We start from the raw sequence: 24,862 nt of genomic DNA, 5'->3' as shown, positions 1-24,862 counted from the left end.
TTATTGCTGCAAGCAGTCGAATTATTGCTTCACTATTTTCAGGTTCTTCACCTCGCCCGTGGGCAGGGTAAGGTTAACGATGTAGATGCCGGCTTTGAGGTCAGCCAAGCCGTTCACCGACAGGTCAGTCAGGCCCGAATTCAGCTCCACGCTCTCCTGACGGATAGTACGGCCGGTCATGTCGGTGATGCGCAGATGGCCTTTGCCACCTGCAATCGACGTCAGGGCTACATGCAGTTTGTCAAAGCCGTTGAAAGGGTTCGGATAAGCCACCAATGTGGTTTCGGCCACTTTGCCATCGAAGCTTACAGACACCGGAGCAAAAAATGTCTCTTTGCCGTCGAGGTCAACCTGCCGCAGGCGGTAGTAACGCGTGCCGGCCTTGTTCTTCTCAGTATCCAAGTAGCTGTAAGAATTCAGCTTCATGGTGTTGGGGTTAGCACTCGGCACCGAAGCCAGCATGCGGAACACCTTACCGTCGGTCGAAACCTGTACGTCGTAACCCTTGCTGTTCTCTTCACTTGCCGTTTGCCACGTCACCAGGACATCAGCGCCCATACGCTTGGCATCGAATGCCGTCAGGCGAACGGGCAGTGGGTTTGCTCTATCGCCCAATGTAAGCGTGAAGCGAGTTAGGCTAGATAAGCCGGGACGGGCAACGGTATTATTAAGGGTATTTAGCGTACCGTATACTGGTGCGTAAGGAGGACCATTCGACCTTGACCGGAACATTAACAAGTTGTCCTCCGGAATGCCATTTAGCTCGCTATCCGAATCCAAGTAGTGAAATACTACCGATAGAGTTGCACCAGAAAAGCTAGGGTTTTCGCTATCCAATGCATTGTCTACCAAATACTGACGTTTAATGGGCACAGCAACCTTCCCATTGGTTGAAGTTGGGCTCTGTAGTGGGTCGTCAACAATCCGGAAAACAATCAGATTCTGAGGAGAGGTGTAATTGGCATTTATATCAAGGCCAATATTACCAAATATCTCCATTACCCCAGTATTAACTGCATGGTCAGCGCGTAAGACACCTCTTACATAAGAAGCATTCGTTTCTGCAAAACCGGGCTCTTGGTTAATTTTTCCGGAAGACCCTAAATTAATTAGCGTTAGCAGGGTTGTATCAAAAATGGGTCCCACTGAACCATTGGTTTGGTCTTCGTAAGCCGACTGAACTATCACCCCATTTGCTGGGCTAGCCGGCTGAAAGGAAAGCGTGTTGCTTGCAGATAATTCGCCGGTTACGGATTTGATACCTGAGCCCGCAATAATAACATCGGAAACCCCCAAACGACCAGTAATAATCTGGTCTGCACCTGCAAGCACAAGAGTAGAGTTCAGTAGAGAATTTCTAACGCCCGGTGCAAGAGTAACAGTGCCCCTGAGGCCACCTGCGTTTTGGCGCAAATTTCCATATACCCTGAGGGTGGCCTGCTCTATGGTTATTTCACCGCGTGACGAATTGCTTTGGCCCACTAAGGTGAGGTTCCTCACAGCAAAGTTATAGGTTGGGTTGTCTAGAATTGGATAAACCCTGAATACCCCCGTTGAACGGTCCGGAATAACAGCATCTGAGGTAGCCGTAGGTACGCCGTTGCTCCAGTTTCCAGGGTTCGTCCAATCAGTGTTCCCGCTGCCGACACCGGCTGCCGTTGCTGGCTGTCCTGTAGCGGGGGCGGTGCTAATCCACGTAGAACTCCCTCCGCTTGGAGTAGTTAGCGGAGTTTTAACCATAAAACTGGCTTTATAACCGACAGGAGGAATGCTGTTACTCGAAGCCGGGTCAGAGAATGCTCCTGTTGTGCCAGCATCATCGTATTCGCCCCTGAAATAAACCTCAACCGTGTAAGTACCCCCACCTAATACCGACGGTTGATTAAGCAGGTCGATAGAAGTAGTAGCCGTATGGGTTATAATCGAACCATTAGTACCCGCTTCGTTCAAAAATGCGCGTGAAAAAGCCGGGGCAATTCCCGCTCCTTGCAAATAGACCCGGTAGTAGATGGCAGAGGAGGTTATTCTCGTACCCCCGTCGTTGGCTGTGGTGGAAGCAGCCGTAATAACCAAACTTCCCTGTCCAGGACCAGCAGCTTGGTTAAACTCTGCTCCGTTGCCTAAATCTGCGCCGCTTATTTTAGGATTTGCCGTAAATCCACGATAAGTTGTAGATGTAGGAGCTCCGCCTGCTGGTGAAGCACTAACAGTTAAGTTTGTTGATGTATACCGTTGAGCCATGGCCGTTTGGGATGTACCCAAACTGATAACCAAGGCTAGTAGCGGGATAATGCGTTTAAGGAAATGTTGCTGTCGAAACGGCTTTCGGGTAGAGAGTAAAGCTTGCATGTATCTGTGCTAAAGAGATGAAATTGATAGGTAAACGTCGCCATGAAAGAGAATATATCAAATATAATGCTCAGTTTAAACAATTCATAAAATATTCATATAAATCAAATATTTTGTTTAAATAATACTAATTGTGGAGCTATAATTTGTTAAGACCATGACTAAGCAGGGCTAAATAATCCTACAGAGGGGAAAATGGTGAGCCTGAAAACCATCCGGCTCGGGCTGCGCGGCGACACCTCCTCGCATTTTCTGGATATGAACACCGTGGGCCCAGTATTCCGCCCAGCCGCCAAAACTGGCCCCTTCATGCTTCGCGGCTAACTGGCCCGCTCAACCCCTCTCACTACGCGGTTGATAACTTGGGAGAGTACACCACAAAAAAGCCAGTCTCCTCGCGGAGACCGGCTTTTTTATTGCCAAAGCAGCAAGTTTACTGCTTCACCACTTTCAAGTTCTTCACCTCGCCCGTGGGCAGGGTAACATGGACCAAGTAAATGCCACTTTTCAGCTCGCCTAGATTAGGCAGCTCCACCTCGTTCACACCGTTGACAAGTGTGATTTGACGTTGAGCCACAAGACGGCCAGTCATATCGTTGATGCGAACAGAGCCTTTGCCTTCTGAGACAGAAGCAATGTTGAGACGAACGTCGCTCGTGAATGGGTTAGGATAAGCGAAGGCAGTAGCACCACCTTCCGTAGCTTTTCCATCGAATGATACGGCCCGAGGGGCAAAGTAATTTACTTTGCCATCTATATCCAATTGCTCCAAGCGGTAGTAACGCACGCCCACTTTGTTCTTTTCGGCGTCGGTGAAGCTGTAGTCGGTAACCCGCGTGCTGTTTGGCGTTGCACTGCCCACAAAGCCAATGGTACGGAAATCCTTACCGTTTGTCGACACTTGGATGTTGTACCCCTTGTTGTTTAGTTCGGAAGCAGTCTGCCAAGTAACCAAGGCATCGGCACCAGTACGCTTGGCATCAAACGTTACCAACGTTACGGGCAATGGCAATAGGCCTTGCTGCTCACTGAGGGTAAACGTTGCAAAGGTGGTGACTCCGTTCTTAACCAAGATATTGCCACTGTTTGAATCGCGACCGAGTTGAGTAAAGGTGTCTCCACCTGTCGTCGAAACATAAAGTGAAAGCTTGCTTTGATCCACGCTGCCGCTAAAGTCGGCAGGCGTACCGTTATTGGTACGAAGATTTACAAGCTCATTGCTCAAGTAACGAAACTCTAGCCTTCCGTTCAACCCACCGGTATTGGTATTGGGGTTGGTGGGCTGCACACCAAACACCCGCCGGATGCCCGGCTTCGGTGGGCTAGCACTGAACGCGGTAGGTGGGTAATTGTCCGCGTTATTACGAGTTACAGTTACGGCACCAGGCTCGTTGCCAGTGAACGTAATAGTAATACCAATATTACTAAACGGCTGACGGGTACCAGCAGTTGCAGTCTGCGTAGTCGTTAAGAAGCCTCGGAAAAAACTCTTTTCTGTTTCTCCTAACAACTGAGCAGCTGGCAATATAACCCCCGTATTGGGGTCCGTCGTAGTTGGCTCGAAGGAAATAAAGTTGGTGCTTACCATTGCGGTATTCGTCTGCAAAATACCATTAATGAATTTCAGGTAGCCTCCCGACTTAACGGCAAAGCTGTTGGTCAAGGTCTTGATGCTATTAATGCCACCATCAATCTCAACATTTACGAAGCCGTTGATTGAGCCACTAATCGTTTGGTTACCGGAGCTTTTGAAGCTGATAATACCAGCCGCACGTTGAATAAAGCTTCCTTGTGGGTTGTCAAAGTTGCCAAAGACATCCAATCGACCAATAATCAAACGTAGTATGCTTCGGTCCAACTGTGAGTTAGCCTGTAAGGTCAGGTTGCGCACCATTGCATTACCGGAACCTATGTTGCTATATCCTGGGTCTGCTGGAATGGTTGTGTAAGTGACTCCGTCTGGGTTAAGCTGTTGCTTTGCAGCCGTGGGGGCCTTTACTGCATCACTGTAAATATTGGGATAAGGGGCGGTAGTGCCACTGGCGAAGTTAGGAATCAATGCATTTTTGGTGGCAGTGGGTACACCGTCAGTCCAATTCCGTGGGTCAAACCAGTTGTCATTGAATCCGCCGGTCCAAACCGTTGTAATGATAGGGGTACCATTCACCGTGAAATTAGCGGTGTAAGTCCCATTATTATCTGGGTTGTTAATGGTGAAGTTTGAACCGGTCGTGCTATTGGAGCCACTAGCCTGCAGGTATGCGTCAACGCTATAGCCACCAGTCGCCGTCACCGAGGCTAGCAGATTCTGAGCAGATGTGGACAGCGCAAAAGTCCGCGTCCGGGAGCCATCTGCGTTTGTTGTGATATTGGTTTGGGTGAGGGCCAACGGAGTAAATCCGCCTCCACCGGCTCCAACCATCCGGACACGATAATATAGTGTCACACTACTAATAGTGTTGGGGCCATTCTCATTCGTTGTCGCGGTACCTCCGTTGAGCACAAGTTGTCCGCTAACTATATCAAACGTACCCAAGTCTGCCGCATTAAAGTCTGGGTTTGGCGAAACGTTAGCAGCATCATACGATACAGTAGGCCCACTATTGGGCGTAACAAGAATCGTCGTATTCGTGAGGGTTGGAGTAATTACAGGCGAACCCGTTGCGGTGAATACTGAACGCTGTCTTGCGCCAAGTAAGCTAATTGGATTCCCACCCTTATCCATGCCAGATGCTGACACAGCAATGTCGAAACGGTAGCTAGTACCAGCTCCACCGGTGGTTGCGAGGGTCAGAATGTTACGAGCTGCATTGCTAAGCGAAAAAGTCCGCGTCATTGTAGCAGCATCATACCCCGTCTGTGTCAAGGGCAATGTCTGCCCTGCCCCGAACGGTGTGTTAGCGCTATTTAAATCCCCTGGTGATACGACAAAAGCAATAGCGGCAGCATCAAACGTATCCCCATTCTTTTCTGCAATTTGAATGGCTCCACCTTGCAACAGAAGATGGCTGCTATTAGCATCTAAAATCCCAAAATCTGTACCGTTGAACACGCCTGGGGCCGGAGTCGTAGCATTGGCATCGTACGTCTTGGTAGTTGCATTAGCAGCAGTAGTGCCCGAGGTAACAACAACATTGCGAAGAGTTGCAGTTGATGTTTGGGGAGGAGAAGAAATAGCCGTAAATGTTGATTGACGTGCACCGCCGTCTAATACCAGTGGAGCACTGCCCCTTACACCGCTCGTGCCCACAGCCCGCACTTTAATATCGAAGCGGTATTGTGTACCTGGAGTACCAGCAGTAGTAGCAAGCGCCAGTACGTTGCGGGCCGCACCATTTAGGGTAAAGGTGCGAGTATTGGTAGCGGCATCAAAGCTTGTCAGTGTCAGCTGCAGCGTTTGTGTTAATGGAATATCGGGCCCTAGGAATACACCAGGGGCTACGCCGTAGTCAACAAATGCTTGGGAGTAAGTTTCGCCATTGGTCTCCTTGATTTGTATGGTACCACCTTGGAGCAAGAGCATACCAGAATTGGTATCAAGTGATCCAAAATCAGTACCGTCGAAGATTCGGTCACTCGGAGTCCTGGCGCTATTGGAAAGAGGTGCTGCATCGAAGGTTCCAGTAGCTGTAGTGGCAGTACTAGTCCCATAGGTGACTGCCACATTGCGTAAAGTCGCAGTTGATTGCTGGGCGCTTACAGTAGTTGCTGCGCCCAAACCTACAAATAAGGCTAATAGCGGGATTAGGGAACGAAAGAAGTTTCGCTGTCGAAACAGCTTTTGAGTAAAGGTTAATGATTGCATGAAACTGTTGAATTGGATGTAAACGAGAGGGAAAAGCACTACCTAGGCATGCTAATGAGGCGCATATACGCACGAGTATAAAAAAGGTCTAAAACATCATCATAAATTAAATATTTTATTTAAATTATACAAATTGTCTTGTCTTCAGAATTTTGTTTTTTCCCTGTTGAACTATGGCATATTCTGGGTGAACACCTAGGAAAACCCGACTAATGAATGACGCTGTAGGGCACGGTGGCCAAGGCCTTTTTTTCGGCTGGGAGCTCCACGCCAAGCAGGTCGTGTACGCTCACCCGGATTTTGTTAGAGAGTTGGGTAATGGGCAAGTCGTTGCTGTCGTACCCAAAGGGGTTTTCGATTTCGTTGCCTATCATCTCGAGGCCTAGCATGGCGTAGGCTCCAATCATGGTAATGGGCACCATCCACCAGCCGCAGGAGTCGACCAGCACCAGGGGCATTATCATGATGAAAATGGTGATGTAACACTTGATAAAGAAGCTGTAAGAATACGGAATGGGCGTGGCCTTGATGCGCTCGCAGGTTCCGTTGACCGACATCATGCTCAGGTAGTGCTGCTTGATGTTGATGAGATGGATGGGGTCGAAAATCTGGACTTGGCGCAGCTGCTCCACGCTCTCCATGAGGACGGCGATGATGGTAGAAGCCACGTTTTCGGATTTCTGCAGGCGCTCTAGAATGTCGGGCGTGGCTTCCATCTTGTCGAAGCGCACCTTGTTGCGCAGGCTGCCTTCTACCGCAATGGGAAAATTGGAGATGAGGGCGGCGAAGTAGCGGCGGCTGGACTTGGCCTCGCGGGGTAGCAATGCATTCATCTCCATGGCCAGGCCGCGGCACTGCGAGACGAGCACGCCCCACACCTTGCGCCCCTCGTAGTACCGGTCATAGGCGGTGTTGGTGCGGAACACCAGCAACAGGCTGAGCAGAATACCCAGAATGGACAGGTATTCGCGGCCAATCTTGACGTTGAGTGTATGAAAATCGAGGCTGATAACGGCTATGGCGGAACCATACAGGCCCACCAGCGCCACGCGCTTTAGCAGCAAGCGAATAACAGCAGAGGTCTGAAAGTGCCGCAAGGCCTTCCACCAGTCTCCACCCTGATAAACTATCATGCTATAAGTATAGATTTAGTCCTGCAACGGGGAAGTATTGGTTGAGGTTGAGTAGTAAAACCTAATCGGTAGAACGGGAGTAGCACAGCGCCAGGTCAGGTATGGCGCGGAGCCAAACAGAGGCAATGCCAACTTTCACATGGGTTGCCATTAGTGGCAGGTGTGAGTGACTCAACAGCAGCATTTCGCTACTGACACGAGAGCCAATCTCTATCTAAGCCACTGAATATAACAAACTCACAATAAGCACGTTTTTAACCTCGACACTACCCGCAACAGGGGCGGCAAAGGTACAGGTACTATTGCCGAGGCCAAGAGGGATTTATAAAAGAAAATTTCTTTTGCTGCTGCGCTACGGAATTGAGCCAAAACCCTTAGGCTGTTGCCCAGAAGGGGCGTCAATCGGGGCGGTAGAAACTACCGTCGTAAGGCCCGGGAGCGGGGACTTCGGCGGGGGGCGGTTTTCTTTGTGGTTCATTTACGCCTGGCATGGAATCCCTCAAGCACTTTTTCGACCTCTTCCTTCACCTCGACAAAACCCTGGTGGACGTGGTGTACAACTACGGCACCTGGACTTACCTCGTCCTCTTCCTTATCGTTTTCACCGAAACGGGCATCATCGTGTTTCCCTTCCTGCCCGGCGATTCGCTGCTGTTTGCAGCCGGTGCGCTGGCGGCCCGCCCCGAAACGGGCCTGAGCTTGTGGATACTGATTCCGCTGCTGATTGCGGCGGCCTTTATCGGCGACAACGTGAACTACCTGGTGGGCGACTACCTCGGGCCGCGGGTGTTCCGGGAAGATTTTCGGTTCCTCAAACGCAAGTACCTGGACCAGACCCAGGCGTTCTATGCCAAGCACGGCGGCAAGACCATCATCATGGCCCGCTTCGTGCCCATTGTGCGCACGTTTGCGCCGTTTGTGGCCGGCGTGGGCACCATGACGTACCGCTACTTTGCCTCGTACAGCATTGTGGGGGCGGTACTGTGGGTGGTGTCGCTGTCGGTGGTGGGCTATTTGTTTGGCAACATCGAGGTGGTGAAGAAGAACTTTGAGCTGGTAATTCTCGGCATCATTGCGCTGTCGGTGCTGCCGCCGCTGGTTTCGTTTGTGAAAAGCAAAATGGCCAGTACCTCGGCCGCCAGCTCGCGCTAGCAAAGTTGGGCTGACACGAAAATTGTAGTTTGCTTGCAAAGCCGCCCCCAGGCACAATGCTCGGGGGCGGTTTTTTGTGTTATTTTGAAACTGCTTCTTATATCTAGTTGAAATATCATGCGTCAGTTTGGGCTTATTGGCCGCACCCTTAGTCACTCCTTTTCGCAGACGTTCTTCACCCAAAAGTTCTATTCGCTGGGGCTGGCCGAGCATCAGTACGACCTGTTTGAGCTGGCCACGATTGGCGAGCTGCCGGGCCTGCTGGCGGCCCACCCCCACTTGGTGGGCCTGAACGTGACCGTTCCGTACAAAGAAACCGTGGTGCCGTACCTCGACGACCTGGCCCCGTCGGCCAGCCGCGTGGGCGCTGTGAACGTGATTGAGCGCACCGCCGCCAGCCGCCTAGTGGGCCACAACACCGATTACATCGGCTTTCGCAACTCGCTGCGCGCTTTCTTTCCGCACCGAGGCGAGGCAGCGCGCGCACTGGTGCTGGGCGCCGGCGGGGCCGCCAAGGCGGTGGAAGTAGCCCTGCAGGAGCTGGGCATTCCGTATTGGACCGTGACCCGCGACCCGCTGGGTCCCGGCCTAACGTACGACGACATCACCCCACAGCTGCTGGCCGCCCACCCCCTCGTGGTGAATGCCACGCCGGTGGGTACGTTTCCGAACGTGGACCAGTGCCCCCGCCTGCCCTACGAGGCGCTCACCGAGCGCCATTACCTCTACGACCTGGTGTACAACCCCATGGAAACGCTGTTTATGACCAAGGGCAAGGAAGCCGGCGCCCAGGTGAAGAACGGGTTTGAAATGCTGTGCATGCAGGCCGAAGCTGCCTGGGATATCTGGAATGCCCAGCCCCCGAAAGGAAGCTGAGCTAATCAGCTCAATTTTAGCATATAACTTAGAGGCATGTTATAGTTCCCCAGAGAAATCAGCTCCATTTATTCGAGCAGCGCACCTGTTTATATAGTGGTTGCAACCTTTTGGCGCCGGCGTGCATCCACAAGAAGCAGGCCGCGTCGGGGCGGGCCATTGCTTGGTTGATGTTCTTATCTATGCTGCAGAAAATGACCTTCTCTACCTCTTTCCCCGCCGGCAGGGGTTCCCGGCTGCCGGCATGAGCACTGCTACCTGGTTTGCTTTTGGTGCCGACGACGTGCTGCCCGACCAAACGCCCGTGGCGCCGCGCCTGACGGCCAGCCGGGCCACGGTCACCGGCGCGCCCACCGAAGCCGAGCTGATTGACGGCTGCCTGCGCGGCCGCCAGTTGGCCCAAAAGCTGCTGTATGATAAGTACGCCGGCAAAATGATGGCCGTGTGCTTGCGCTACGCCCAAACCACCTTCGAGGCGGAGGACGTGCTGCAGGAAGGCTTTCTGACGGTGTTTCGCACCCTGGCCAGCTTTCGGCGCGAGTGCCCGCTGGAGTTTTGGATTCGCCGTATTATGGTGAACGCAGCCCTGCGCCAGCATCGCCGCAATGCGTCGTTGGTGGCGGTGAGCGACGGCGAGTACCCCGAAACCCTGGCCAGCGAAGAATTTACCCTGAGCAATTATAATTTCCAGGAGCTGTTGGAGATGGTGCAGGAGCTGGCTCCGCGCTACCGCATGGTCTTCAACCTGTATGCGATAGAAGGATACAACCACAAAGAAATCGGAGAATTATTAGGTATCACGGAGGGCACGAGCAAGTCGCAATATTCCCGGGCCCGGGTCATCTTACAAACTAAACTGGAGCGCCTGGGCACTCCAATCCGCCATGTCAGTTAATCCTATCGAGGACAATTCTACGCCCAAACCCACCGGTAGCTTAGAGGACTTATTTCGCCATCACCTGGGCGAGGAGGCCGCCGTGCCCCCGCGCCCCATGCTGTGGGACCAGATTGATAATTCTCTGCTCATTCGCCAAAACGAAACCTACCGTCGCCGCCTTGCCGCCACGCGGTGGGTGGCTGCGGCCAGCCTGCTTTTGGCCACGCTAGCCGGTACCGGCTGGTGGGCCCACCGTGCCTCCGACATGGCCGGCACGGAAGTAGCCACGGCCACGCGCGCTACAGGTGCTTCGGCTACTAGTAACGCAAACGCGCCGAAGGGAAAAGGCGGGGTAACGGAATTTGGCGCAGTTGCAATAACCGATGCATTGGCTACCAACAACGCGGCCGCGACTTCTGCTAACGGTTCCGCAAACGGTTCCTTAAACAACGGTGGCTCAACGGGCAGTGTGACGTATGTCGCAGGCAAATATTCGGTTGCCGCTAATTCGGCGAGCCGGGCTACGGGCTTTGGCTCGGCATCGGTTCGCAACGAACTGGAAAATGGACCTGTAGCTTCCAGCAATGCGGAACAGTCCACCGGCGCCAACGCTACCCGAAATACTACTGCAAGCTCAACTGCTGAAAGAGCCGCTGCCAGCAGCACCGCAGCTATTACGGCTCGCACCACGCCCGCGACCAGCGGCCAAACGCCCAGCCTGAACGGCAATTTCAGCCGGGTTGCGGCAGTTACTGGAGCCACGGCAGCCAGCGTAGCCGCCACGGCTGCCACCACGACAGCTGGCAGTGCGCTGGCCGGTGCCGCTACGGCGTCCCCAGCTTTGGCGGCGCTCACGCAGGCCTCATCCGTTGCCATTCCGGAGCAGGTGGGCCTGCTTGCTTTGAGCCCGGCCTCGTTGGCTATGCCCACTGCGGCCATGCTGCCCAACGGCCTGACCCTGCTTCCCGCCGCAGAGCCTCTGCCCACGGTAGATGTGCAGAAATGGCACTACGGCGCCAGCTACACGGCGGGCGTGTTTAACCCCAACATCAACTTCTCACGGGCCGGCATTGCGCCCGAGTATGGCTACAATCCCGCGCTGGGGGCCGACTCCCCGGCGCTGACTGAATTTGCCGCTGCCCAATACCGCGAAAACCTGCGCCCCGGCCTGAGCCAGCGTCTTGCCTTGCTGGCCACGCGCCACCTCGGCGGGCACTGGTCATTGAGCACGGGGACCGAATTTGGCCAAGCCACGGCTAAGTCGGCGTCGAGTGCCGCGTTTGTGGGCGAGCAGATTCTGGACCTCGGCCAGATTAGCACCGGGCGGCTGCGCACCACCAATTTCCGCTACCGCACGGCGGGCATTCCGGTCGAGGTGCGCTACACCAACCCCGTGAAACGCGGCTGGAGCCTCTACGGCCGGCTAGGCGGCGCCGTCACGGCGCTACTGGGCGTGCGGAGCGAGGTAGAAGACAATCCGGAAGCCACCCGCACGTATTCGCTCACTTCGGCCGGCACACCCTACCGCCGGGTGCTGGCCAATGTGCGCGGCGGCGTGGGCGCGCAGTTTCGGCCCGTGGCGGGCAAGTGGGCCCTTACTGTGGGCCCTACGGCCGAAGTGGGCCTGCTATCGCTCAATGCCCACCCGGCCCACAGCTTCATGCACGAGAGCCGCCCCTACGGCTTTGGCATAGATGTGGCGGTGGAATTTGGCAAGTAGCCCGCTGGCGGCTCCCGACTGTTTTACTTCCCGCGAAACCCAAAATACCGGTTTGTGGTTAAGGTAGGCTGACCTTTTCGGCCTACCTTTCCCGTTGCATGGAGTACCACCTGACCTCTGAATTTAAGCCGACTGGCGACCAACCCACGGCCATTGCCAAGCTCGTGGAGGGCGTAAACAACGGCGAGCATGCCCAGGTGCTGCTCGGCGCCACCGGCACCGGCAAAACCTTCACCATGGCCAACGTCATTGCCCAGACCGGCAAGCCGGCCCTGGTGCTCTGCCACAACAAAACCCTGGCCGCGCAGCTCTACGGCGAATTCAAGGCGTTTTTCCCGAACAACGCCGTCGAGTACTACATCAGCTATTACGACTACTACCAGCCCGAGGCCTACATCGCCAGCTCCGATGTGTTCATCGAGAAGGACATGGCCATCAACCAGGAAATCGAGAAGCTGCGGCTGCACGCCACTTCTACCCTGCTCAGCGGCCGGCGCGACATCGTCGTCATCGCCTCGGTGTCGTGCATCTACGGCATTGGCAACCCCGAGGAATTCGCCAAAAACGTCATTTTCCTGAAGCCGGGCATGCGCTACACGCGCAATAACCTGCTGTATCAGTTCGTACAGATTCTTTATTCGCGCACCGAGGTAGAGTTTACGCGCGGCACTTTCCGGGTGAAGGGCGACACGGTGGACGTCTTTCCGGCCTATGCCGACCACGCGTTCCGCCTCTACTTCTTCGGCGATGAAATTGAGTCGGTGCACAAGATTGACCCGGTGAGCGGCAAGAAGCTCTCGGACGAAGCCAACGGCGTGGCCCTGTACCCGGCCAATCTGTTTGTGACCGGCAAGGAAACGCTGAACACGGCCATCAAGCAGATTCAAGACGACATGGTGCTGCAGCACGCGTACTTCGAAAAGGAAGGCCGCGACGCCGAAGCCAAGCGCATCATGGAGCGCACCGAGTTCGACCTGGAGATGATTCGGGAATTGGGCTACTGCTCAGGCATCGAGAACTATTCGCGCTACTTTGATGGGCGCACGCCGGGCTCGCGGCCCTTCTGCCTGCTCGACTACTTCCCCGACGACTACCTGCTGGTGGTGGACGAAAGCCACGCCACCATGCCCCAAATCCGGGCCATGTGGGGCGGCGACCGCAGCCGCAAAACCGCTCTCATCGAGTACGGCTTCCGCCTGCCCTCGGCGCTCGACAACCGGCCGTTGACCTTCAACGAGTTCGAAAGTATGTACCGGCAGGCTGTGTATGTGTCGGCCACGCCTTCGGATTATGAACTGACCCAAGCGGGTGGCGTGGTGGTGGAGCAGATTATCCGGCCCACCGGCCTGCTCGACCCCGAAATTGACATTCGCCCCAGCGTCAATCAGATTGACGACCTGCTCGACGAAGTGGACGAGCGGGTGAAGCAGGGCGACCGGGTGCTAGTGACCACCCTCACCAAGCGCATGGCCGAAGAGCTGAGCAAGTACATGGACCGCCTCGGCATCAAGGTAGAATACGTGCACTCCGACGTGAAGACGCTGGACCGCGTGGAAATCCTGCGCAAGCTGCGCCTGGGCGAAATCGATGTGCTCATCGGCGTGAACCTGTTGCGCGAGGGCCTCGACTTGCCCGAAGTGAGCCTGGTGGCCATCCTCGATGCCGACAAGGAAGGATTCCTGCGCGACCAGCGCAGCCTGATTCAGACCATGGGCCGTGCCGCACGAAACGACAAGGGCAAGGTCATCATGTACGCCGACCGCATCACGGGCTCCATGCAGCGCGCCATCGACGAAACCAATCGCCGCCGCGCCACCCAGGCCGCCTACAACGAGGCGAATGGCATCACGCCGCGCACGGTGCGCAAGAGCCACGCCGAAATCTTGGGCCAGACGTCGCTGTCCGACTACCGCGTACTCGACAACCAGGCCTACGCCGGCCCCGATTCCGACGGGGCCGCCCTGGCGCTGGCCGCCGAGCCCGTGGTGGCCATGATGACCCGCCCCGAGCTGGAAAAGCTCATCAAAACCACCGAGAAGCAGATGGAAGCCGCGGCTAAAGAGCTCGACTTCCTGCAAGCCGCCAAGCTGCGCGACGAGCTGGCGGCCTTGAAAACCATGCTCAAGGGCAAGCGTGACTAGCCAGTTGGCATGATATTCGAAAAAAGGGTTAACAACGCAGATGAGCTGCGTTGTTAACCCTTTTTCTGCCTATACCATTATGAAAGTCTTGCTACTCTTTACATGCCTAATGGTGGCTCGATTGGCTGCAGCCCAGGCGGTTCCCGTGTCGCTGCCCTTTCCCGAGTCCGGCCGGCTGTGTACAGTGAACACCACAGCTTTTAAGGAGACTCCGGGAGTACTCTATCAGTACCAGTTGGTATCCCCTGGTGCATACTGCGTTTGGCTCGCGCCCGCGTGGCGCGGGCAAATCAAACTCGAGCCCAAACGCTACATGTTCAACTCTAATTACTTTGGCGAGCTGCAAGTACTACTGATGCAAACAATCAACGAACTTTCCGCCGATGGGTGGGAATTTGTTGAAATGCGCACGGAATCCTGGACAACGGGCGCAACGCAAAAAATCGAGAAAGATTCGAAATCAACCGACGCTAACAACCCCATTTATAAGGCTACTACGTCATTTCACGGTTCCTCAGAGACCCGCTATCTTTTTCGCAAAGCCCTTTAATCGATTTGCAGCCGGGCTTCGAGCGGACCGCTGGCTTCTGCGTTAGCGGCCCGCTCTTTGTGTTTCAGCCAGACCCGCCGCTTCGTAGCCGCCCATCCGACGCACGGCCCGATTCAGTGCTTCCGAAAAGCCGTCCTATTGGTAGTCCGACTTGCCGAGCTTCGCTACTACGTAGCCGGGCAGTTTGTGGGTCTTATCGTACTCCCGGAGCATTTTGTACAGCTCGCCATTGTTGAAGCGCGAAAACTTGCCGATGGCAAGCGCAACGGGCAGGCCTGCGAATACGAGGTACCCGAACGGCGAGATGGTGAACGTAGTAGTCATACCGTTGGCATCGGTCTTGGTGCCGGTCTGTGAAGTTAAAAAGCCAAGAAAGGCTCCGCCTCCCACCAGCCATACCACCCCCCCGGTTTGCTTGCGGTTAAACATGTGCACGGCAGCCCGGGCTTCTTTGTCGGCGGCGTAGCGCACGTTCAGATAATCCTTGTATTTGCCTTTTGCGAGCTCCGGCGAAAGCAAGGGCTCGACGATGGGGGTCGAGGCCACCGGAGCGGCCGGCACGGCGCTGGCGGGCGCAGCTGCCGCCGCGGGCTCGGCGACGGGCGGGGCCGTTTGGGCGTGGGCCGACACAACGGCCATTTTCAACAAAGCGGCAACCAGTAGACTGCGTAGAGTAAGCTTCATCAATGAAAATAATTATTTGGAGAGAAGAGAATAGCAGTAAAACTATGGATCAACGGGCATTTGTATTAGCCCCGCGCTGTTTTTGTACATAGTAAGCTGAGCATTAAAGCTTCGCAAAGCGGTTATTGAACGCGAATTATTAGCTGGTCACTAAACAGCTCAATTTTAGCTCAACTGCTGCATCGGGCGGGAGTTGGCATAGGATTCAGCCGCTTTCAGGCGTAATTTCCATGCGCTAAACCCGTACCGACGAGCCCGAAACCATCAGGCAACCCCGGGGCGCATTCAGGCATCAATCGCACCACACCTTTATTCTGCTTTTGCTATGAAAATCTCTGTTTGGTCCTCCGCGTTGGCCATTGCGGCCGTCACCCTTGCTTCCTGCACGGCGCAGGCCCAGGTAAAGCAGCCCCGCCAGGTGGGCAGCTTCCAGGCGGTGCAGTCCGGCGGTGGCATTGATGTCTACCTGACCCAAGGCCCCAACACCAAGGTGGTGGTGGAAGCCTCGCCGGAAGCCCAGGAGCACGTGGTGACGGAAGTGCAGGACGGCACCCTGAAAATCGGTTGGGAGCGGAATTACTCGTTGAAGAACCTGCTGAAAGGCAAGGGTAACGTCAACGTATACATCACCTGCCCCCGCCTTACCGGCTTGGCCATGAGCGGGGGCGCCGATGCCAAAGGCGAATCCAATTTCACCGCCGACGATTTCAACCTGGAAGCCAGCGGCGGCTCCGACGTGAAGCTCACCCTAACCGCCAAGACCTTGCGCAGCGTGGCTTCGGGCGGCAGTGACGTGGACCTGGCCGGCCGCGTCGACCGCCAGAAAGTAGAGGTAAGCGGTGGCTCCGACTACAACGCATTTGCCCTGCAAAGCAACACTGCCAGCGTCAACGCCAGCGGCGGCTCCGTTGTCAAGATATCCGTCGAAGGCGAGCTTAACTCCAGCGCTTCCGGTGGCAGCGACGTGCGCTACAAGGGCAACGCTCGCCTGGTCAACGCTTCGCACAGCGGCGGCAGCAGTGTGCGCCGGGTGCAGTAAAGCAACATAGTCGTGGGCACCTATCAAGTGGCCTGAGCCAATGGAAATGCGAGCACCACTTCGGTGCATTCTCCTTCCTGAGATTCTAAGCTGAGCGTACCGCCGTGGCCTTGGGTAATGATGTCATAGCTGAGCGAGAGGCCCAATCCGGTGCCCTCGCCCGCAGGCTTGGTCGTGAAGAAGGGCTGAAACGCCTTTTCCTTCACCGCCGCGGGCATGCCCACTCCATTATCGCGCACCCGGATTTCGACCTGCGCCGCGCAACGCCGCGTGCTGACTACGATTTCGGGGTGGTACGTTGGGCCGAGCGTGGCAGCTTTTTGCTGCACGGCGTAGAGGGCATTGGCGTACACATTCAGCAGCACCCGCCCTATTTCCTGAGGCACGACCTCAACCAAGCCCAAATCGGCCGCAAAGTCGGTGATGAGCGTAGGGTGGAAGGCGGGGGCCGTTGTGTGGGGGCCGTGGGCCGCGAGCCGTAGGTATTCTGCTACCAGTGCATTTAGGTTGGTGGGCTGGCGCACGCCGCTGATTGGGCGGGCGTGCTCCAGCATGCCGGTCACGATGCGGGCCGCCCGCCGCCCGTGGCCGCTGATTTTGTGCAGGTTCTGCCGCAAACTGTCCATGAGCTCGGTTTCCAGCGCCGTATCGCGGGCGATGCGTTGGTGCTCCTCCGCCAACTCTTCGACAAGCTCCGCCGACACATCGGCGAAGTTGTTGACAAAGTTGAGCGGGTTCTGCATCTCGTGGGCAATGCCGGCGGTGAGCTCGCCCAGCGAGGCCATCTTTTCTTTTTGAATGAGTTGGGCTTGCGCGGCCTTGAGGGCCTGCTGCTGCTGTTCGAGCCGGGCATTGGCTCGCTGCTTCGCCCGGTTGTTGCGCCAGAGCAAGCCGCTCAACCCGCCTACTGCCGCCAAGCCCACCATGGCCCCGAGCAGCAGCCAGCGCTGCTGCTGGTTTTTCTGCCGAATCAGCTGCTCGTTGCGGGTCAGCAACCGGATTTGGGACTGCTTCTTATCCAGCTCAAACTGGTATTGCAGCGCGGCCGTGCGGTGGCTGAGGTCCTGGCTATTGAGGCTGTCCTGATACGCTTTAAACGACACGTGGTAGCGGTAGGCATCGGCGAAGTGCCCCAGCCGAGCGCTGGCTTCCGCTAGTACCTCGCTGGCGTCACGGCTGGTGCTTTTGGTGCCGCTGCGCTGGCCGGCCCGCAATGCCTGCCGCCCGTACACCAAGGCGCTATCGAGCCGCCCCGCGTGCAGGTGTGCCTGGGCCAGGAGCAGCTGGGCCTCGGGCAGGCTGCCCACGTCACTCAGTCGCTTTATCCGGCGCAAAATCCGGAAGCCCGTAGCGAAGGCTTCCCGGTAAAGCCCCATTCGCTCGTCCATGGCCCCAATTCGCAGAAGGGTCAGGGTAATGCCTTTATCTGCGGAGTTCCCAGTGGAAGTTGCCAAGCCCCGCTCGTAATACCGACGGGCCTGCGCCCAGTGGCCTTGCTGGCGGTACACGTCGCCCAGAATCATGGCGCAGTGGCCAATTCCGCTCAGGTCACCCGCCGGTTCGGCCAAGCGCAAGCCCTGCACCAAGTACTGGTGGGCCTTATCGTATTCCCCTAGCTGCAGGTAGGTATTGCCCAGTTGGCTATAGAGCAAAATGGCCCAGTGCTTATTGTGCAGGGCTTCGGCCTGGCGCAAGCCGTCTAAGCTGTAGGCCATAGCTTGTGCAAAATGGCCTTGCCCAAATTCGATATACGATAGGTTATACAGGCATTTCACCAGGTTCAGGCCGTCGCCGAGCCGCCGGAATATCTGCTGCGCTTGTTGCGTATAGGCTATTGCGGGCCCGTACTCGTTTCGAAACCGGTGATAAAAGCCCAATCCCAGCAGTGCTTCCGCTTCCCCGGGGGCATAGTGCAATCGGCGGGCAAGGGGCAGGACTTCCTGGTAAGCCGCGAAGGTTTGCTGGGGCGCAGTCGCATATTGAGCCAAAGCCAGCGCATTGAGCAGGTTCACGCGCCCGGTATCGGCCTGCACGTGGTTCCGCACGGCAGCCTGCAGGCGCGCCGTGACCTGGGCCTGCACCTGCGCACTTGCTGCCAGTGCCATGAGCCAGCAGAGGAAGAGCAGTTTTTTCATACGGAACGGTCAGTACCAGCAAATGCAACCCACCGTTAAGATATTGATTTTAATCTATTAAGCCGTTAAAAATTCTCTTTATAAGGCAATTACAATAACAGCGCGAAGCGTGGCTTTCCTGGCCTTCAGTATTAGCCCATTTTCACGCACTATTCAGCTCAACTTCAGCTCCGGTAAGTAGCAGCGGTTTTCGGCTTAGTTCAACGGCTCAGGGCTGTTTGTAGAGCACACCGCCTTTCATCACCAGCTGCACTTTGCGCACGGCGCCCACGTCCTGGGTGGGGTCGCCGGCCACGGCCACCAGGTCGGCCAGGAGGCCGGGGCGGATGCTGCCGCGGTCGATGAGGTGAAAAATCTGGGCGTTGCCGCTGGTGGCCTGGCGCAGCACCTGCAGCGGCGTGAGGCCGAATTCCTTCACCAGCTGCTCCATCTCCCGAGCGTTGTCGCCGTGGGAGAAAACATTGCCAATGGCGTGCATTGCACCGAGAAACCAGCTGTTTCTTGAGGTGGTCCAGTTACGCTGGAATAGTCGGCGACGCTGCGTTGAGCATCAGCAAAATCAGCAAAATCAGCAAAAACGGGCCGATCGCGGACTTCGAGTACTTCGGTTTTGAGGCGCGACCAAAGGCTTTTGGCTTAGGCATTATCGTAGCAATCGCCGCGGCGATTCTGCGAGCGCAGGGCTTCGTGGTCGTGCAGCAGTTGCCGGTAAGCGTTGCCACAATTCTGTCCACCCCGGTCGGAGTGCACGAGTAGGCCCGGCATGGCCGGCTGGGACCAAAAGGCCCGTTGTAAGGCACGGGTCACTAATTCTTCGGGCATGGTGGCCCCTACTTGCCAGCCCATTACGTGCTTGCTGGCCATATCTTGAAAGGCGGACAGGTAGGCCCAGTCGCCGTTGGCCAGCGGCAGGCACGTGATGTCGCTCACCCAGAGCTGGTTGGCCTGGGCGGACTTGGGCTGGTCGAGCAGCCAGTTCGGCGCGCAACGCAGCCCGCGGATGAAATCGGTCGTGCGCGGCGTAAACGCTTTCGGCTGGAGCGCGTGCAAGCCCCGTCGGCGCATGGCCGTTCGTAGCCGCTGCCGCCCAACGCGATAGCCCTTGCGGCGCAGTTCGACGCGCAGCCGACGCGTCCCATAACAGCGCTGATGCATCCCAAACGCCTTGAGCAACGCCGTTTCCCAAGCCGGCTCCTGCTGCTCGGCCTTGTGTTGCTGCGCTTGTTGCCACGCGTAGTAGCCGCTGGCCGGCACCGCCACCAGTTGGCAGAGCAGCCGCACGGGGTAGTGGTCCCACTGCGCTTCGATGAAACGGTAACGGCTCATTGGTCTGGTGTGTGCGAGAAGATGGCGATGGCTTTTTAAAATTTCCAGCTCCTGCACCCGCCGCCGGTTGGCGGCGCGCAGCTGGCGCAGCTCGGCGGCGGTGACCGGGTCGAGTGCTGCGCCGCGGGCCGCCACCACCGGGGTAAGAGACTCTTTCTGCCACTTGTAGAGCAGCTTCGAGCTGATATTTAAAGGGCGGGCGGCCGCCTGCGTGGAGTGGCTTTCGCCGGCTAGGCGAAACGCTTCCGCTCGGAAGGCGGCATCGTAACGGCGGCGTTGAACAAGTTGCGGGCTGTCTTTCATGACGAAGGAAAGATAAGACCCCATTCTGTCCTGATTTACCCGACCACCTCATAATTATCCGCTCACATAGGGCATTCGAGTAAGACTTTCTCTCAACACAACACGTCCCAAACTATACATGTGACCCTAAAGTGCTTCACTTATTTATATTCTGAGAGAAATTAGTCCTTATATTGTAAATGGATATCGCTCAATCTCAAGGATAGGCTTTCTACCGAGTCTAGTGCGGTTTGCTTAATGCTATAGTTTTTGAACTTTCATTTCTACCTGTTCTCATAAATCAGAGATAATTTTTTTATGACTTCCAATTTTTCATGAACAACCATGTTTTTACAAAATACTAATTTCTATTTTTCTATGCAAAAACAATTCGCATCCTTTGCACGTCAGCTTAGCTCTGACAACTGGAAATGCATAATAATAAGAACTTTACTCCTTGTTATCATTCCTTCCTTTTCCTTTTCGCAAACCAGCCCTTTGACGCAGAATTTTGACAGCAAATTTCCCACGGCTTCAGAATGGCGGTTTATTTCTACGGACGGTGGATACTTTAATCGAACAGGAGGTACGTTTACAGAGGCAGACGGTACAGGTGCATATGGAGTACAAAAGACTAATAACGGAAACGGCCCTACTTCAGCCTCAACTACAACCCTAAACTTTTCGGAAAGAACCTTTACTATAGGTTCAGGAGCATTAGCCACTAATAAGCTATCCTTCGACTTAGCAAACCCTGTCGCAACTTTCTCAGATGCATCAAGAATAGATGTGTACCTCAATATTAACCGCACTGGGTTTCCAACGATACCACAATTGAGCATAACAGCACCTAGTTCTGGCCCACGATTTTTCTTTGATAGTAACCCAATCTTATTTTCAAGTAGCTACAACGTATCGAAGTCAATAGAAATGACTTCCATTAACTCCTATATTAATCGAATAATTATAACCTTGCCCTCATCTTCAACTGCTGGAACGCGAGTTGAGGTCCGAATAGTACTTACTGCAGGAACTGGGGGAGTAAGGAATGTACTCTTGGTTGACAATGTTACATTAACTTCTGGCGACGCTTCTCCCCTTCCAGTTACATTAACACGCTTCGAAGCCACCCCGAAGGTGCAAGGAATTGCCATTAATTGGGCTACAGCTTCCGAAAAAAACAACGACCATTTCGATGTACAGCGCAGTGCAAATGGCGAATTGTTCCAAACTATTGGAATCGTGCGAGGGCTGGGCAATAGTAGTAGCGCACACGAATATTTATTTTCGGATAGCCGGCCGCTCTCTTGCACAGCTTATTACCGTCTCCGCCAAGTAGACACAGACGGAACAAGCATTTTCTCTCGTGTTGTGGCTGTTCAAAATACCATGCTGAACGATGTAAGCGTGTACCCAAACCCCACCTCTGGCACAGTTATACTTCCAACTAACATGGGCGCTGTACATTACCGTATCCTCAATAGTACAGGCCAAGCTGTGCTTTTTGGTGAAGCAATCGGTAACGACAAGCTTGATTTAACTACGCTTCCCAAAGGAACATTTTTCCTGGAACTGAGCAATAAATCGGACCGTAACATCCAGCGATTAATTCGTCAATAGACTATCTGGACTGGTTTTCAGGTTTGGAGCATAAAGCTTGTGGGAGCCTAGGACACTGTATTTCAACTAACTGTGTGCCTTTTCGAGGGGCATCGTTGGCTTATAATTGGAAGCTTGCGAGCTATGGCTCGCAAAAGCTAAGCGCAGCGCTCCGACCTTGAAAACATCGTGAGTATTTACGCCGGTTGTCGGGCGACTCTAAATTCTATTTACGGTTATGATGCAGGAAATGTACGTCCTGATTCTGTTCGACCTAGTTAGTAGCCTTATCCAGTGGGCTGTCGCTGCTTTCGGCTAAACCAACCACAAAATAAATCTATCATATTCCCGGGGTCCGTTTAGACCTGATAAATCGCTTCGCTCACCTTATTAAGCAGGAGAGGTCGATGAATGAACGCACAAGTTATTGCGGCAGTACTTCCTCACGGCTGTTTGTAGAGCACACCGCCTTTCATCACCAGCTGCACTTTGCGCACGGCGCCCACGTCCTGGGTGGGGTCGCCGGCCACGGCCACCAGGTCGGCCAGCAGGCCGGGGCGGATGCTGCCGCGGTCAGCGAGGTGAAAAATCTGGGCGTTGCCACTGGTGGCCTGGCGCAGCACTTGCAGCGGCGTGAGGCCGAATTCCTTCACCAGCTGCTCCATCTCCCGGGCGTTGTCGCCGTGGGGGAATACGCCCACGTCGCCACCCATAGCCAGCGTTACGCCAGCTTTGAGGGCCGCTTGCACGCTCTGGTGCTTCTGCTCGATGCGAACCGGCACGGGGCCCTGCCCTTTCTTCCAGCCCCGGTACTGGGCAATGGCATCGCCAGCGGCCACGGTGGGGCACAGCGCCACGCCGCGCTGCTTCATCAGCTTAAAGATTTCGGGGGTGCCATCGTCGCCGTGCTCAATGGTTTCGACGCCGGCCAGGATGGCGCGCCGCATGCCTTCGGGCGTGCTGGCGTGGGCCACCACGCCGCGGCCCGCCGAGCGCGCCGTTTGCACGATTAACGTCAGCTCTTCCTGCGAAAACGTGGGCTGGGCCGTGCTGTTCAGGCCCCAGCGGTAGTCGGCGTACACCTTGATAAGGTCGGCGCCCTTGCCGATTTGCTCGCGCACGGCCCGCACGATGCCATCCACGCCATCGGCCTCCTGCGCGCCCTGGGGCACGTCGACGTCGGTCGAAAGCTTGGGGCCGTAGCTGCCCGTGGCTACCAGCGCGCGGGTGGCCACCAGCAGGCGCGGCCCCGGAATGATGCCCTGGTTGATGGCCTGCTTTAGCCCCACATCGGCGTAGTCGGCGCCCTCGGTGCCCAGGTCGCGCGCCGTGGTGAAGCCGGCCAGCAGCGTGCGCTGGGCATGCACCGTGGCCCGCGCCACCCGCAGCGCCTGCGGCTCAAGCAGTACCTGGTCGTTCCAGGGGGTTTCGTTGTAGGGGTGCAGCAACAGGTGCGAATGGCCCTCAATCAGGCCGGGCATCAGGGTCAGGTCCGGCAGGTCGAGGGTACGCCCACCGGCCGGCAAAGCCACTTGCGCCGCGGGGCCTGCCGCCGTAATCTTATCGTTTTCGACCAGCACGGCCCAACCAGCGTGCATGGCCTGGCCATCGAACACGGCGGCCGGCCGCAGCAGCGTAGCGGGCTCGGGCAAGGTTTGGGCACGCAGTGCACCGGCAAAGCAAAGCAAGAGCACGCTCCAGCTCAATTTCTTAAAGTGAGTGCCTTTTTTGAGGGCAATGCGGCAGTTGGGCTTTCGGGGGCACCAGCCAGTGGTCGACAACATCAGCACTTTCGGTTAGCGTAAACAGGATGATGGAACGAAGCTACTGGATTGGCTTCGTCCATTACATTGTATTCTTTGTAAAAAGCCGGCTTGCTTGGTATCATTCACGGCATCCGGCAGCTTTGTGCACCCCGCCTTATCCCGCGCCATGCTGAATTCCACCATCCAATCCATTGAGATTTTCAAACTGTTTCTCCCGCTGAAGGAGCCGTTTGTTATTTCCCTGGGTCCCATCAACGAGGTGCAGAATGTCGTCATCCGGATTCGGACGGCCGACGGCTGCACCGGCTACGGCGAATGCAGCCCCTACCTCACCATCAATGGCGAGAGCATTGATACCTGTTTTGCAGTGGCTCAATATTTAGCGCGGGGCTTGCACGGGCACGATGCGCTCGACATTGCCGGCTGCGTGGCTCTGATGAACCGCATCATCTACGGCAACAGCAGCATCAAAAGCGCCTTCGACATGGCCCTGCACGACGTAGCGGCCCAGCACGCCGGCGTGCCGCTCTACGCTTACCTGGGCGGGCACGCCGATAAGGTACTCACCACCGACATGACCGTGAGCCTCGGGCCGCCCGGAAAAATGCAGGCCGACGCCATTCGATTTCAGCAGCAGGGCTTTCCGGCCATCAAAGTTAAGCTGGGCGAAACCCTGGAAGCCGACGTGGCGCGCATTCGGGCCATCCGGGAAGGCATCGGCCCCGACCACCCCTTGCGCATCGACGCCAACCAGGGCTGGCACACGGCCGACGCGGCCATTGCCATGCTCCAGGCCTTGGCCCCCTACCGCATCGACCACTGCGAAGAGCCCATTTCCCGCCACCTGTACATGGACATGGGCCGGGTATCGGCGGCCTCCCCCATTCCCATCATGGCCGATGAAAGCTGCGGCGACGAACACGACGCCGCACGCCTGATTCAGCTGCGCGCCTGCCCGCAGTTCAACGTCAAGCTGGGCAAGGCCTCGGGACTGCACAAGGCCCAGAAGATTGTTGAGCTGGGCGCCGCGGCCGGCATGACCCTGCAGGTCGGCGGCTTCATGGAATCCCGCCTGGGCATGACGGCCGCCGCGCACCTGGCCCTCACCAACGACGCCATTCACCACTGCGATTTTGATACCCCGCTCATGTACGCCGAAGACCCAGTGGTCGGCGGCATTCAGTATCTGTCCCAGGGCGTGATTGACGTCCCCTCCACCCCTGGGCTGGGCGCGGTTATCGACGAGCAGTACCTGCGGCACGCCGAGAAACGGGTGTTTGACTGATTTTAAAGCTTATGTGACGCAGCCGGTCAAGCTGAGCGCAGTCGACCTAACTACACCGCGCAAGCAACTACAGCTTATCCTACCGCCCCTAGCAACGAAAAAGGCAGCCAGGAATATCCTGGCTGCCTTTTTAAGCGAATAGC

The 24,862-nt window shown here is 56.0% G+C and carries 18 protein-coding genes; 10 read left to right on the top strand and 8 right to left on the bottom strand.

What is annotated here, in order from left to right:
• Positions 1-21: 21 nt before the first annotated feature.
• Positions 22-2,349, bottom strand: coding sequence for a T9SS type A sorting domain-containing protein (locus AUC43_RS20340; protein WP_082684939.1), 2,328 nt, complete (start codon positions 2,347-2,349; stop codon positions 22-24).
• A gap of 195 nt (positions 2,350-2,544) precedes the next feature.
• Here AUC43_RS20340 and AUC43_RS21700 point away from each other — a divergent pair, with 195 nt between their 5' ends.
• Entirely contained in the window at positions 2,545-2,673 is a 129-nt protein-coding gene (locus AUC43_RS21700) for a hypothetical protein (RefSeq protein ID WP_257721717.1), read from the top strand.
• A gap of 109 nt (positions 2,674-2,782) precedes the next feature.
• On the opposite strand, the gene AUC43_RS20335 is transcribed toward AUC43_RS21700, so the two are convergent.
• Together AUC43_RS20335 and AUC43_RS05870 are read right to left on the bottom strand one after the other, a co-directional pair.
• Positions 2,783-6,193 (bottom strand): T9SS type A sorting domain-containing protein, encoded by a 3,411-nt coding sequence (locus AUC43_RS20335; protein ID WP_082684938.1) that lies wholly within the window; start codon positions 6,191-6,193, stop codon positions 2,783-2,785.
• A 170-nt stretch (positions 6,194-6,363) separates the two neighbouring features.
• Positions 6,364-7,287 (bottom strand): bestrophin family protein, encoded by a 924-nt coding sequence (locus AUC43_RS05870; RefSeq protein ID WP_071885827.1) that lies wholly within the window; start codon positions 7,285-7,287, stop codon positions 6,364-6,366.
• Between the two features lie 489 nt (positions 7,288-7,776).
• Between AUC43_RS05870 and AUC43_RS05865 the strand changes: the two genes are divergently transcribed.
• From AUC43_RS05865 to AUC43_RS05840, 6 genes are all read left to right on the top strand, one after another.
• On the top strand, positions 7,777-8,439 hold the full coding sequence (locus tag AUC43_RS05865) for a DedA family protein (RefSeq protein ID WP_068190966.1): 663 nt from the start codon (positions 7,777-7,779) through the stop codon (positions 8,437-8,439).
• Between the two features lie 117 nt (positions 8,440-8,556).
• On the top strand, positions 8,557-9,315 hold the full coding sequence (locus AUC43_RS05860) for a shikimate dehydrogenase family protein (protein WP_068190964.1): 759 nt from the start codon (positions 8,557-8,559) through the stop codon (positions 9,313-9,315).
• Between the two features lie 244 nt (positions 9,316-9,559).
• The gene (locus tag AUC43_RS05855) at positions 9,560-10,210 is read left to right on the top strand and encodes an RNA polymerase sigma factor (protein ID WP_082684937.1); all 651 of its coding nucleotides are present in this window, start codon (positions 9,560-9,562) and stop codon (positions 10,208-10,210) included.
• Positions 10,200-11,912 (top strand): porin family protein, encoded by a 1,713-nt coding sequence (locus tag AUC43_RS05850; protein ID WP_157780954.1) that lies wholly within the window; start codon positions 10,200-10,202, stop codon positions 11,910-11,912. Before AUC43_RS05855 ends, AUC43_RS05850 begins: the two co-directional genes overlap by 11 nt.
• A 98-nt stretch (positions 11,913-12,010) precedes the next feature.
• Positions 12,011-14,053 carry an excinuclease ABC subunit UvrB gene (gene uvrB / locus AUC43_RS05845; RefSeq protein ID WP_068190960.1) on the top strand — a complete coding sequence of 681 codons (2,043 nt, stop codon included), beginning with the start codon at positions 12,011-12,013 and terminating at the stop codon, positions 14,051-14,053.
• Positions 14,054-14,132: 79 nt separating this feature from the next.
• Complete coding sequence (locus AUC43_RS05840) at positions 14,133-14,603, top strand: hypothetical protein (protein ID WP_068190958.1); 471 nt, start codon at positions 14,133-14,135, stop codon at positions 14,601-14,603.
• 135 nt (positions 14,604-14,738) lie between these two features.
• On the opposite strand, the gene AUC43_RS05835 is transcribed toward AUC43_RS05840, so the two are convergent.
• Positions 14,739-15,287: a hypothetical protein gene (locus AUC43_RS05835; protein ID WP_157780953.1), complete on the bottom strand. Its 549-nt coding sequence runs from the start codon at positions 15,285-15,287 to the stop codon at positions 14,739-14,741.
• Between the two features lie 325 nt (positions 15,288-15,612).
• Between AUC43_RS05835 and AUC43_RS05830 the strand changes: the two genes are divergently transcribed.
• Positions 15,613-16,326 carry a head GIN domain-containing protein gene (locus tag AUC43_RS05830; RefSeq protein ID WP_071885826.1) on the top strand — a complete coding sequence of 238 codons (714 nt, stop codon included), beginning with the start codon at positions 15,613-15,615 and terminating at the stop codon, positions 16,324-16,326.
• Between the two features lie 23 nt (positions 16,327-16,349).
• Here the strand turns inward: AUC43_RS05830 and AUC43_RS05825 are convergent, their stop codons facing one another.
• From AUC43_RS05825 to AUC43_RS05815, 3 genes are all read right to left on the bottom strand, one after another.
• Entirely contained in the window at positions 16,350-18,461 is a 2,112-nt protein-coding gene (locus AUC43_RS05825; protein ID WP_068190954.1) for a tetratricopeptide repeat-containing sensor histidine kinase, read from the bottom strand.
• A gap of 208 nt (positions 18,462-18,669) precedes the next feature.
• Entirely contained in the window at positions 18,670-18,939 is a 270-nt protein-coding gene (locus AUC43_RS05820; RefSeq protein WP_068190953.1) for an amidohydrolase family protein, read from the bottom strand.
• A gap of 158 nt (positions 18,940-19,097) precedes the next feature.
• On the bottom strand, positions 19,098-20,090 hold the full coding sequence (locus tag AUC43_RS05815; RefSeq protein ID WP_068190952.1) for an IS3 family transposase: 993 nt from the start codon (positions 20,088-20,090) through the stop codon (positions 19,098-19,100).
• Positions 20,091-20,447: 357 nt separating this feature from the next.
• On the opposite strand from AUC43_RS05815, the gene AUC43_RS20330 reads away from it, so the two are divergent.
• Entirely contained in the window at positions 20,448-21,689 is a 1,242-nt protein-coding gene (locus AUC43_RS20330) for a T9SS type A sorting domain-containing protein (RefSeq protein WP_157780952.1), read from the top strand.
• Between the two features lie 422 nt (positions 21,690-22,111).
• On the opposite strand, the gene AUC43_RS05810 is transcribed toward AUC43_RS20330, so the two are convergent.
• Positions 22,112-23,452 (bottom strand): metal-dependent hydrolase family protein, encoded by a 1,341-nt coding sequence (locus tag AUC43_RS05810; protein ID WP_082684934.1) that lies wholly within the window; start codon positions 23,450-23,452, stop codon positions 22,112-22,114.
• A 148-nt stretch (positions 23,453-23,600) separates the two neighbouring features.
• Here AUC43_RS05810 and AUC43_RS05805 point away from each other — a divergent pair, with 148 nt between their 5' ends.
• Positions 23,601-24,719 (top strand): mandelate racemase/muconate lactonizing enzyme family protein, encoded by a 1,119-nt coding sequence (locus AUC43_RS05805; protein WP_068190951.1) that lies wholly within the window; start codon positions 23,601-23,603, stop codon positions 24,717-24,719.
• Positions 24,720-24,862: the final 143 nt, after the last annotated feature.

This window comes from Hymenobacter sedentarius (assembly GCF_001507645.1).
Lineage (GTDB): Bacteria > Bacteroidota > Bacteroidia > Cytophagales > Hymenobacteraceae > Hymenobacter > Hymenobacter sedentarius.
Note: the sequence above shows the minus strand (reverse complement) of the source record. Positions and strands in the feature narration are given on the sequence as shown.